The organism is Streptomyces sp. NBRC 110035, assembly GCF_000829695.1.
Taxonomy (GTDB): Bacteria; Actinomycetota; Actinomycetes; order Streptomycetales; family Streptomycetaceae; genus Streptomyces.
In genome coordinates, this window is the sequence record NZ_BBNN01000053.1 from 3570 (window position 1) to 14754 (window position 11185).

The 11185-nt window shown below is 70.5% G+C and carries 8 protein-coding genes and 2 pseudogenes; 5 read left to right on the forward strand and 5 right to left on the reverse strand.

Annotated features, from left to right (window positions below):
• From TU30_RS30375 to TU30_RS30385, 3 genes are all read right to left on the reverse strand, one after another.
• On the reverse strand, positions 1-2106 hold a 2106-nt coding region (locus tag TU30_RS30375), incomplete at its 3' end, for a serine protease (RefSeq protein ID WP_042176268.1).
• 54 nt (positions 2107-2160) lie between these two features.
• Positions 2161-2487, reverse strand: coding sequence for a trypco2 family protein (locus TU30_RS30380; protein ID WP_042176345.1), 327 nt, complete (start codon positions 2485-2487; stop codon positions 2161-2163).
• A 160-nt stretch (positions 2488-2647) separates the two neighbouring features.
• Entirely contained in the window at positions 2648-5794 is a 3147-nt protein-coding gene (locus TU30_RS30385; RefSeq protein WP_042176270.1) for a Tn3 family transposase, read from the reverse strand.
• Between the two features lie 294 nt (positions 5795-6088).
• Here TU30_RS30385 and TU30_RS34920 point away from each other — a divergent pair, with 294 nt between their 5' ends.
• The 3 genes and pseudogenes from TU30_RS34920 to TU30_RS33265 all read left to right on the forward strand — a co-directional run.
• A complete protein-coding gene (locus TU30_RS34920; protein WP_078878655.1) occupies positions 6089-6331 on the forward strand; it encodes a DUF397 domain-containing protein in 243 nt (80 codons plus the stop codon).
• Positions 6235-6791, forward strand: a pseudogene (locus TU30_RS33260) (hypothetical protein); the annotation flags it as partial. The gene TU30_RS34920 and the pseudogene TU30_RS33260, both read left to right, overlap by 97 nt.
• 147 nt (positions 6792-6938) lie before the next feature.
• Positions 6939-7196: pseudogene (locus tag TU30_RS33265) on the forward strand (hypothetical protein); the annotation flags it as partial.
• Between the two features lie 77 nt (positions 7197-7273).
• On the opposite strand, the gene TU30_RS30395 reads toward TU30_RS33265, so the two are convergent.
• Positions 7274-7906 (reverse strand): DUF6879 family protein, encoded by a 633-nt coding sequence (locus TU30_RS30395; RefSeq protein ID WP_052479973.1) that lies wholly within the window; start codon positions 7904-7906, stop codon positions 7274-7276.
• Complete coding sequence (locus tag TU30_RS34925) at positions 7899-8168, reverse strand: hypothetical protein (RefSeq protein WP_078878657.1); 270 nt, start codon at positions 8166-8168, stop codon at positions 7899-7901. Before TU30_RS34925 ends, TU30_RS30395 begins: the two co-directional genes overlap by 8 nt.
• 227 nt (positions 8169-8395) lie before the next feature.
• On the opposite strand from TU30_RS34925, the gene TU30_RS30405 reads away from it, so the two are divergent.
• Together TU30_RS30405 and TU30_RS30410 are read left to right on the forward strand one after the other, a co-directional pair.
• Entirely contained in the window at positions 8396-8806 is a 411-nt protein-coding gene (locus tag TU30_RS30405) for a hypothetical protein (protein WP_042176274.1), read from the forward strand.
• Positions 8803-10938: a tetratricopeptide repeat protein gene (locus TU30_RS30410; RefSeq protein ID WP_042176276.1), complete on the forward strand. Its 2136-nt coding sequence runs from the start codon at positions 8803-8805 to the stop codon at positions 10936-10938. Before TU30_RS30405 ends, TU30_RS30410 begins: the two co-directional genes overlap by 4 nt.
• Positions 10939-11185 lie beyond the last annotated feature (247 nt).

Below are 11185 nucleotides of genomic sequence, written 5' to 3' on the forward strand. Positions count from 1 at the left end.
AAAGGCGGCGGGGTTGCTGTGCGCCAGTTGCCGGCGGGCCTGGACGAGGGCACCGACGAGCCGTAGAGCGAGCGGGGTGATGATGCGGGATGGGTAGGGAAGTGCGGCCGAGGCCGACTGGACGGCCTGGTAGGCGAGCGGGGTGGTGTCCAGGGAGGTGTCCAGGGTGTGCAGGACGTGTTCGCTGTCGGCGGTCCGGCCAGAGTTGTAGTGGGCGATGACGGCGCGGGCCAGCACGGTGATGGTCTGGCCCTGCTGGGCGGGGGTTCCTGCGGCGAGGAGGGCGGGCAGGGCGATGCCGTCTTCTTCGAGGACCTGGCAGGCGTGGTATTCGGCGACGCGGTCGGGTTGGAGGGAGCCCCAGTAGCGGCCGGGTTCGGCCGGGTACAGCCGGGCCAGCCATGCCGCGGTGCGTGCCGTTTTGTCGGCGGGCAGGTCGGTGATTGTGCCCAGGACGTGGGTGGCTGCTTCGGTGGTGGTGGCTCCGCACAGCGCGGCGACGGCGACGGCGGCGGTCAGGGTGGTGGTGGGCAGGTTGAGTTTGAAGGCGGGGGCTTCGGCGCTGTCTTCCCAGAAGCGTGCCTCGTGCTCCAGGAGGATTTCTTCGGCCGGGGTGCCGGGGGAGGTGTCGGCGGGTTTGGGTCCGTGCTGCAGCAGGGTGACCAGGGCGGTGAGCTGCAGGGTGAGGGCGTTGTCGTAGCGGGGGTGGCCGAGGTCGTCGGGGGGCTGGAGGGCTTTGGCCAGAGTGTTCCAGTCGTGGTCGGGCACGGTGTGGACGCGTGGCAGCAGGCGGGCTAGGTCGCCGGCGGCGTGGGTGAACGCGGTGCGGCGGTCCTGGGCGGGCCGGCTGCGGGGGATGAGCGGGGCGAGCTCGACGGGCTGGGCTTGTTTGAGGAGTCTGCGGGTCGGCGCGTCGGCCTCGCGCAGGGTGGAGTCGGTGCGCCATTCGCCGTCGGAGCGGGCGAGCAGCAGCAGCCTGACGCGGTGGCGGGAGCGGTGCAGGTGGGTGATCAGGCGGCGCAGCAGGCGGGGGCGGGTCTCGGCGTAGTCGATGACGATCAGCAGGGGCAGGGCGGTGGTCAGGGGGGTGAAGTCGGGTGGGGTGTCGTGGTCGGTGAGGTCGGGGCGTAGGTGTCCGGTGACCCAGCCGTGGTGGCTGAGGAGGTCGGTCAGGCGTCGGGCCAGGCGGGTTTTGCCCTGTCCGCCGGGCCCGGTCAGCACCTGTACCGCCGTTGCGGGCGGGCCGTCCTGGCACCAGGCGCGCAGGTCGGCGAGTTCGCTGTCGCGGCCGTGGAAGGTGACGGCCTCGGCGTCGGCGCGCAGGAGGGCGGCGGGTGAGTCCAGAAGTCGTTCGGATGCCGCCGGGGTGAGCAGGGCGGCGGGCTCGACGGGTTCCAGGGCGGGTTCCCAGCCGGTGTGCTCGGTGACCAGGGCGCGGAAGCCGGGGTCGTCGAGGAGGCTCTTGGCGGGGGTGGCGGTCAGGCGGGCGCCTGTGTCGGCTTGGCGGTCGCGGCGGACGACCCCGCACAGCATGTCCCCGCCGTAGCCGTCGTCGGCCAGGAGGGCGGCTCCGGACATGCCGGACCAGCGGGTGCCGCCGCCAGCGGGGCCTTCATGGGTGGGGGTGGTACTGGTGATCTCGTAGCGGCCGGCGAGGGCACCGGTGCCCGGGGCGATCGAACCGGTCACCTGCTCGTCCAGGCGCCGGCCGTCGTCAGGGTCCTTCTGCAGGCGGGGGAAGCCGGTCGCGGTGACCGCGTGGGGCCGCGTGCCGATGAGCAGCCCGTAGCGCTGGGGCGGCCGGGCCAGCAGATCCGCGAGGGACTGCGGGACCTGCCAGTCCTGGTGGTCGGTGACCTCGATGAGGGCGGAGTCCACCGTCTTGTCCGAGTGCTGCCAGCGTACGGTTGCTGCGAACTCCCGCCCGCCGGTGTCGGGCAGGCGGACCGTCACCGGGACCCACTGCGCCTGGTCCATCCCCTCCAGGACGTGGGCCGCGGTCAGCACCAGACGCGGCGCGATGAGGTAGCCCGTTCCGAAGCCCGTGCTCTTCTCACCGTTCTTGAGACGGTTCACCCGGATCTGTACCCGGCGGTCGAACTCCACAGCAGTCCCCCGTTCGTCGTCCTGTCACATGCGGTGTGCCGCTGGTGGGCTGGGCTATTCCTCGTCGCTGACGTCGATGTCGCCGCCGCCGGGCCGGTGCGGGGTCAGCTTCACGGTCACCGTGTGGGTGGCCTTGCGGCCGCTCTCCTTCTTCCCGCCCAGGCTGATCACGCTCCAGCGCAGACCACCGTTGACGCCCTTGGTGCCGGTCAGTTCCAGACCGAGATCCAGGGTGATCTCCCCCATCGTGAACCGCACCCCCCGGTCGCCCCGTCCCGCTGGGTCGGCGATCCGGTCCTGGGCCTCGGCGATCTGATCCCGCAGCAGGGTGATCGCGTCCGCCAGGTCCATCCACTCCTCGTCCGAACTGTTTGCGCTCATGTCCATCCCCCTCCGTGTCACCACGCCCACCCCTGCCCTCCCGGCAGGAGGAAAGACGTGTCCTAGTCCTGTTTCCTGGAATGCGTCTCAAGAACCACACCATGCTGGGCGGGTGTGGAGAACCTGCCGTATCCCGGGCGGGACACGGCGTTGCCGTCTTCTACATGCCGTCCTCCAGGTCCTCGTCGTGTGCGGCGTCGGCCGGCTCGCGCAGAGGCCGCAGCGTCCCGCGGTCGGGAAGGGCGGGCCGGAAGCTGTAGCGGCCCAGGCAGTTGAGGTTCGCGTGCTTGAGCGGGGAGAGCCGGGCCACGTCCTCGTCCAGGACGTCGTGTTCACGCTGGTCGGCGGGCAGCGCGCGCAGCTGTCCGACGGCGGCGTCCAGGTAGCGGCTGGTCCACAGCACGGCAGCGTTGAGGACCAGGCCGAGCGCACCAAGCTGGTCCTCCTGGCCCGTCCGGTAGGCCTGCATGATCTGCCCGCGCTTGCCGTGGCAGATGTCCCGGGCCAGCTTGTGGCGGGACTCCTGCACGGTGAGCTGCCGGTTCATCTGCCGCCGATAGGTGTCGTCCACCGGGTCGACCACGCGCAGTAGGTGCAGCGTCTTGGCGATCCGCCCGTACTCGGCGAACGCCTGCCCCATCGGGGTCGGGCGACCCTCGCGGCCGAACATCCGCAGCAGGTCATACGCGCGGACCTGCCCGGTCACCAGGGAGCCGGCCACCCGCAGCATGTCCGGCCAGTGCGTGGTCACCTTGCCCAGGTTGACCTTGTTGCGGGCCAGCGGCTCCAGCGGCCCGTAGCCGCCGGTTTCCACGCCGGGCAACTCCGCCCGCCAAAACCGCTGGTCGGCCAGGTCCCTGAACCGGGGCGAAAAATTGTAGCCGAGCATCGAGAACAGGCCGAACACCATGTCCGAGTACGAGGCGTGGTCGGTGGCGACCATCTCCGGCTTCACCCCGGCGTCCAGGTTCAGCAGGGTGTCCAGGATGTGCAGGGAGTCGCGCGGGGTGCCCGGCACCACCATCTGCCCGATGCCCACGACCTGGTCATTGACGGCGTTGAGCCAGGTGATGCCGCGTTTGAAGTGGTAGTACTTCGGCGACGGACCGGCGTTGATGGTGCGCTTGGGCACCACGAACCGCAGTCCGTCGACCGAGGCGAGCAGGCCATCGCCCCAGTGCGCCACAATCGGCACCTGGGCTTGGGCTTCGATGAGGCGCGCGTTCGCCGCGGCGATGGTGTCCGCCCGCAGGTAGTACTGGTCGACGTGCACCAGCCGGGCCCTGGTGAGTGCCTCGTCGCCCGGGTCGGCGACGGGGGTGTAGCCGATGTTGCACGCCTCGGAGACCAGCAGCGCCACCAGGGAAGTCTTCAGGTTCTCCATACGGGTGCGGCCGTCGCCAAGGTGCACGAAGGCGTCCAGGAATCCGGTCCAGGAGTCGACCTCGAACAGCAGGTCCGGCAGGTCGATCTTCGGGAGCATCGTCGCGGTGGTCGTGCGCAGCCAGCGCAGCGACTTCGCTTCGCCGAGGGCGCCGAGCCGGTCCACGTTCAGCTTCAGCCGGCCGCCCGGCTGGACCTCGAAGCTGAGCTTGGCGTCCTGCCCGGCCTCCTGAAGCCGTTCGGCCATCAGCTGCCAGGCCGCGTCCAAAGCGCGCACCCGCCCGGCGAGGTGTTCTTCGACCGGCTCGTGAAGGCTCAGGCCGTGCAGAACGTCCTCGGCGACGGCCTCCCACCGCTTGCCGTCCAGCAGCCTCGCCCGCGGGTCGGCCCAGCGGTTCGACGGCGAGGCGAACACGTCCCTGCGGTTCAGCGCGCGGTAGAGCTGCTCCAGCACGCACACCATGTACGCGTCACGGTCCACTGCCCCTTCCGGCAGCCCGGGGTTGGAGTACACCGCGCGCTTCCACGCCGGCGGCACCAGCTTGCCGTCGATCTCGCGGGGGAGCAGTGATTTCTGCTTGACCTTGCGCCGGGCCAGCGCGGGAAGCCGCTTCACCGCCTGAAGCACCCGCGTGCCGCCGGAGGCCGCCCCCAGCGCGGCCGACTCACCAAGCAGGGACAGGAACGGGCGGACGGTGTTGTAGCGGGTGGCGAGCAGGCGCCTCATCTCGGCCTCCGCCTCGTCGTCGCCCGGCGGCAGCAGCTCGTCCAGCAGCGTGGCGGCGGACTCGACCTCGTCCCGCGGCCCGATCTCCGTCTCCAGCGCCCGCCACATCGCCGCCGCGTCCATGTCGGCGCCGTGCTCGGTGACGAGGTTCAGCTGCTCGCTCCACAGCCGGTAGACCGCCGTGACCGTACGGGACGCCTTCGCCAACCGCGGCTTCGCCGCCAGCCAGTCCTTGTCCGTCGCCCGGCGAGCGGCGCTGATCAGCTTCACCTGCATCAGCAACGCGAACACATCCAGCGCGTCATCGATCGCGGACGCCTCCAGATGCCGCACCACCGACGTCAACAGCGCGGTGCGCTTCGGCTCCGGAGTGCGCTCCAGATTCGGCGCCTTCGACCCCAGCCCCGTACGGGCCAGCGCCGACAGCCGGTTCGGCGGAACCCTGTCCACCTTCACCCGGCCCAAGCGGAAGGAAGAGATCTCATCGACCCGCTCCAACGGTTTCGCCATACCCGTGCCCGTCGTCCGCGTCGGCTGCCGGCGCAGCCGCTCCAGCTCCGAGACCCGACGGCCCTCCGGAACCTCCAGCAGCGCCACCAGGTCGCCAGGCAAGGACGTGTCCGCGCGGCGCGCGGCCCTGGCCACCGCGGCATACAGCCGCTTCTCCGCCGTCCCGCGCACCTCCGCCACCTGCCGGGCCAGCACCGAAACCCCCGGCAGCAGCACCCGGTTGCGACGCAGCCAGCCCACCGCCTGGTTGAACAGCGCCACCGGCCCCTCGGCGTGCGTCCACGCCCTACCGTGCAGGAACGCGCGGAACTTCCGCCCCCACTCGTGGTCCTCGAACTGGTGGTAGCCGTAGGCGTCCCGGATCTCCCATGCGTGCTCGTACGCCGTCATCTGCCGCCCGGTGTACCGCCTCGCACACGACGCGTCCTCCACGCCCAGGTGCTCCGCCAGGTACTCGACCACCGACCACGGCACATCCAGCGGATCCTCCAGGAACAGCCCGAGATAGCGGACCGTGCACATCTGCAGCGCGAACCCGAGACGGTTGTGATCCCCCCGCCGCTTCCCGACCAGCTCCCGATCCACGTCATCCAGGTAGAAGAACCGCTCCAGCTCCGGACGGGTCGGCTCCTCCACGAACCGCCCGTACGCCGCAGCCTGCTCGTCAGTCAGAAACTCCACCGGCACGCAGCGGACGCTAACCGCAAACCGAACCACTCATGCGATCTTCGGGCGAACATCCACGAAGCATGGGGTCACTGTGCTACGCGATCAAGATCACGGCCTTGGCGCTAGTTCCGTTGTTCCCCGGGGCCGTACTCGGCCGAGCTCTCCGTCACCCAGCCCCGAGAAATCGAGCTGTACACCAAGGCGTTCGCTCTCCTGAAACAGTCAGCGGTCTACGGCACCGCCGTCCGCGGCCTCATCTCCACAGCGATGCAGCACTTCGACCAGATGCCTACGGACTAGGAGAGCGGCCCCATGCAGCCCGTGACCCCGAACTGGCGAACCAGCTCCTACACCGAGACACAGAACTGCGTTGAACTGGCCGACAGCGATCCGAACAAGGTGATGGTCCGGGACACGAAGGCACGCAGCCGGGGAACCGTGACCGTCCTGCGGGACACTTGGACGATCTTCGGCGTGTGCGTATCCGCAGGGAGGCGTACCTCCGGAGTGCGCCGGCTCGCCACTGCTCCGAGGACGAGATCCGACGAGCGATAGAGGAGACTCCCGCTGCCGCGGGCATCACCGTCGAGGTCCTCGACAAGGTCGCCAACGAATCCATCCGCTACGAAACCACCACGGTCAGCGCTCTCTCGGCCGCCGCCGGGATACCCGGCATCCTCGCCCTTCCCGCCACGGTGCCCGCCGACACGGCCCAGTACGTCGGCCACATGCTGCGCATCGCCCAGAAGCTTGCCTACCTCTACAGCTGGCCCGAGCTGTTCTCCGGCGAGGGCGATGGCGTCGACGACGCGACCAAGGCGGTGCTCACACTGTTCTTCGGCGTGATGTTCGGCACCCAGTCGGCGAACGCCGCTGCGGGAAAGTCGCGGGGATGATCGCGGAGCAGGTCACCAAGGAACTGCCCAAGAAGGCACTCACCCATGGGGTCGTCTACCCGATGGTGAAGAAGGTCGCGAAGTACCTCGGTGTCAAGATGACGACGCAGTCCTTCGCCAAGGGCGACTCTGTTGCTCCATTACGGAGAGTGACGCCGGCCCGTCGGCGGGGCGCAGGGAACGGACCTCGCGAGGAAACGGTCCGGCCCCGGCCGGCCCCTCTCGGCTGCGGTGCGTGACCATCCCCCGAATTGAGCAACGGAGTCAAGGGCGTCTCCAAAGCCATCCCCGTCATCGGGGCCGTCGTGTCCGGCGGGCTCACTCTCGCGACCTACCGTCCGATGGCCAAGAGGCTCAAGAACCACCTCGCCGGCCTGCCCCTGGCGGACCCGTCGCACCGAGTGTCGGAGGGGGACGTCGTGGACGGCGAAGTCGTGGAAGAACACGAGACCTTCGCACCAGTGGACGCCGAACTGCACGGTGCGGACACTCCTACCCTCAAGCTGGAGGAACCCAGGCCCTGACGCCGCGAGTGCCCACCACCGGGGCGGGGATCTGTCGGCCTGTGGGCTTGCTCGTCACCCCGTCCCGCTGATCACCGTTACCCGCGACAACCCGTCGAAGCACCGACCCCCCGCGGTGGGGCCAGGGGAGCGATCTCCCGGTCGAAGAAATCGTGGAATTCCTCACCACGCTCATACAGCGCATCGAACCCGGTGTTCGTCTCCCGGATCAGTGAGCGGTCGGTGTAGCGGTGGGCGCCGGCCGCATTTCCGTCCTCGTCGTACACGACCTCGTACATGACCACATCGCCGAGGATCACGACTTCCGGGACCGGGTGATTTCGCTCGATGCCGGAAATATCGCGAGCGTCGATGACTCTGATCGCGTCACCCGCGTCCACGCGCACACGCAGGACGGACAACTCCCATTGCACATACGGCGTGACAGGAAATTCCACCACCCGGAGGCGACGGTGCGTGACGCCCAGTTCCGACGCCCGCCGGATTTCCCGGGCGTAGTCCTCGCGCCTCTCGTCGGCCAGCGACAGCGCCCTCTCCCAGTCGCCGTCGGCGAAGGCCTCCCAGCTCGGGAAGCCGCGCTCCTTGAAGTGCTGGCCGCGCTCGAGCTTGTTGAGGAAGTCGATCCCGTCGGTGTAGACCCGGCCCAAGTCGGCGTGGTACGTGGGGCGGTCCAGGCGTTCGGAGGTGCCTCTGGAGAAGGAGTCAAACACTGGGGATGTCCGGCTTCGCCGCGATGAGCATGTTCCTGGGGATGACCACGAGGCGTTCGTCCGACCCGATCGAGACTCCGGCGGGCAGGTTCCTGCCGAGTGACTGGGTGAGGTCCCGGCCGATGACGGCGATGTCGCCGTTGGCGAGTTCCCAGATGTCCGGGCAGTCAGGAGTTCCGGTGGTGTTTCCGAGGTCCTGGGGAGTCCTCCCTAAACGCTGTTTGAAACTCGTGTCCGGATCTGCTTCCCATGGCCTGGTCATTTCCCTCGCCCCCTGGATCGGTCAGGATGCTTCACTGTAGCGTGCAACTGGCCTGCCTGGCCATATGCCAGAGCCTGGCGGCGGGGTAATGGCGAGGATTGATTCCTCCTTGTTCCCTGTCGTTCGGAGGTGGAATGATATTGATCGGAAAGAAAGTCATACCAACGCCCGGCAGGTGGCGTTTTCCCTATGTGGTATCGGATAATCGGGTGAATGGAGGGGCGGCTGTGGAAGCAGAAGTGGCCTTGCTCGCACAGAGCGCGGGGACCACTCTGGTCGCGCTGATGGCGACCGATGCCTGGCGCCACGCGCGTGACGGGATCACACGGCTCTGGCGCCGGACGCAACCCGAGCGCGCCGAGACCGTCACCGCCGAGTGGGAGGCCGGCCGCGAGGACGCGCTGGCCGCCGTGGCCGCGGACGACCGGGAGACCCTGGACGAACTGCGCCTCCAGTGGCAGGGGACGGTGCGACGGCTGCTCGTCGCCCGGCCCGCCGCCATTGAGGAACTGCGCGCACTGCTGGACCAGCTCGACCCCGGTGGCTCGGCCGCGCGGCAGATCACCCAGCACGCCACCGCGTCCGGTCAGGCCCGGGTCTACCAGGCGGGACGAGACCAGCACATCGCCGAGCGATGACGGGTGGGACGGACGGCCACGCCGAGGACCAGGGGCGCGTCTACCAGTCGTCGGGCGACCAGCACATCAGCGAGCACCACCACTACGGCGGTGACGGGCCGGAGCGCGGCGGACCGGACTCGGTGCGACGCCCGGCGGTCGGCCGGCCCCCCGTCGCGCTCCGCGACCGCGGCGAGGTGATGGAGCGCCTGCGGGCGAGCGTCGAGACGGAGCGCGGCGGCCAGGTCTACGTGCTGTACGGCATGGGCGGCTCGGGCAAGACGGCGGTCGCCTGCGCCCTCTTCCAGGAGGTCACCGCAGAACAGGACCGGGTGGGCCTGTGGGTCAACGCCTCCGACCGCGCGAGCCTGCGCGCCGGCATGCTCGCCGTCGCGGCCGACCGAGGAGCGGAGGACGCCGAACTGCTGGCCGCACGCAACGGCCTCAGGCCCGCCGCCGATCTCGCCTGGACGTATCTCGACCGTTCCGCCGAACCCTGGTTGCTGGTCCTGGACAACACCGACGAGCCGGAGATCCTGCGGGACGGCGACTGGCTGCGCACCAGCCCGCGCGGCACCGTCCTGGTGACCACCCGGCGAGCGGCGGCCCGGTGGTGGCCGGGCGCCGAGCTGCAGTACATCGGCGTACTGCCCCGGGAGGACGCCGCGCTCGTACTGCGCGATCTCGCCCCGCACAGCGGCACCACGGAGCAGGCGGCGCGGGTCGCCGACCGGCTCGGGCGGCTGCCCCTCGCCCTCACCCTGGCGGGCGGCTTCCTCTCCCACCAGGTCATCGACCCCTGGACACTGGACGCCTACGGGGACCAGCTCGACGGGGACGAACGGGTCCAGCTGATCGACCGGGGAGCCGACGCGCTGTCCGCAGCGGATCCCCGGCACCTGGTCGGCCTGACCTGGCAGCTGACCCTCGACGCGTTCGAGGCGCGGGGGCTGCCCGAAGCGGCGGCCCTGCTCCGGCTGCTGGCCCGGTTCGCCGCCGAGCCGCTGCCCCTGACCCTGTTCAACCACGTCGGCATCGGCGCCGTACTGCCCCGTGCCCGAACCGAGACGGCGCTCAGAGCCCTCCTCGACCAGTCACTGTCGGAACGGGTCGACGCCGCCGGCGCGCGCTGCGTACAGAGCCACGGCATCCTGCTCGACAGCGTCTCGGCGGCGACCCCCGCGGACCTGGTGCCCGCCCTCGACACGACGGCCGTCCGCCTGCTCGACGCGGCCGTGCCCGGCGTACCCGACGCCGGTCCCCACGATCCGCGCATGCGCCTGCTGGTACCGCACGCGCTGGCCCTGCTGGGGCGCGTCGGCGGACCGGCCGCCGCCGACGCCCTGGCCGTCGCGACGCGGCTGTCCACCGCCCTGCACCGCACCGGTGACTACCTCTCCGCCTGGGAGACCGCCCGAAACGCGGCGGACCTCGGGCAGCGACTCCTCGGCGCGGACCACCGCACGGTCCTCGCCACCCGCTCCAGGGCAGGACGGGCACTGTTCCGGCTGGGCAGGTACACCGAGGCCGAAGCGGCACTGCGCGCGGTCAGGGACACCCAGGAGCGCCTCTTCGGCGCCGACGACCCCGACACCACGGACAGCGGCTACGGCCTCCAGCTCGTCCTGGCGAACCTCGGCAGACGCGAGGAATCCGTCGCGCTGCTCCGCGACACCGTCGCCGGGCGGCGCTCGGCGCTGGGCCCCGCGCACCCGCTGACGCTGCGGGCCCGCGCCGGCCTGCTGGAGATGCTGCCCGCCGCCGACGTGGTCGCGGAGGAAGGCGGCGCCCTGCTCACGCTGCCGTCGGAGTGCGAGCGCGTCCTCGGCCCCGACCACACCGTGACCCTGGGCGCCCGGCACAACCACGCGTGGGCGCTGTACCTCCTGGGCCGCCTCGACGAGGCCGACCGTGGGATCCGGCAGGTCGCCGAGGCGTACGAGCGGCGCTTCGGGCCCGAGTACCCGATCGTGCTCGCCGCCCGGCAACTCCTCTCCCGGACCCGGACCGCGCTCGGACACACGGACGAGGGGATCGCGCTGATGACCGACGTCGTCGAGCGGAGGGAACGCGGCCTGGGCCCCGACCACCCCTTCACCGTCGCGAGCCGACACCTCCTGGACGCCTACCGGTCGGGGCGAGGGCGGCCGTAGCGCTCACGGCGGGACCGCAGCGGCCGGCGCGGACGGGCGGTGCGCGCGGGTATACGGCACGGGGCCGAGGGGGGGACCGATGTAGGGTGCTGTGCGCAGGCCGTACGGGTGACGATCAGCACGAGGGGGGCGAAGAGTGCAGACGTCGCAAACCCGCCCGACCTGACCCGGCCGACGCCGTGGGCGCCGTTCCCGTCCGGTCGCCGCGCGACCGGATCCGTCCCCGCCACCGGCCGGGACGGCCGGC

Excerpts from the sequence above, each read along its gene's own strand:
- TU30_RS34925 (WP_078878657.1), bottom strand. The coding sequence starts at position 8,168 with ATGACCAGGCCATGGGAAGCAGATCCGGACACGAGTTTCAAACAGCGT.
- TU30_RS30380 (WP_042176345.1), bottom strand. The coding sequence starts at position 2,487 with ATGAGCGCAAACAGTTCGGACGAGGAGTGGATGGACCTGGCGGACGCG.
- TU30_RS34920 (WP_078878655.1), top strand. The coding sequence starts at position 6,089 with ATGCAGCCCGTGACCCCGAACTGGCGAACCAGCTCCTACACCGAGACA.
- TU30_RS30410 (WP_042176276.1), top strand. The coding sequence starts at position 8,803 with ATGACGGGTGGGACGGACGGCCACGCCGAGGACCAGGGGCGCGTCTAC.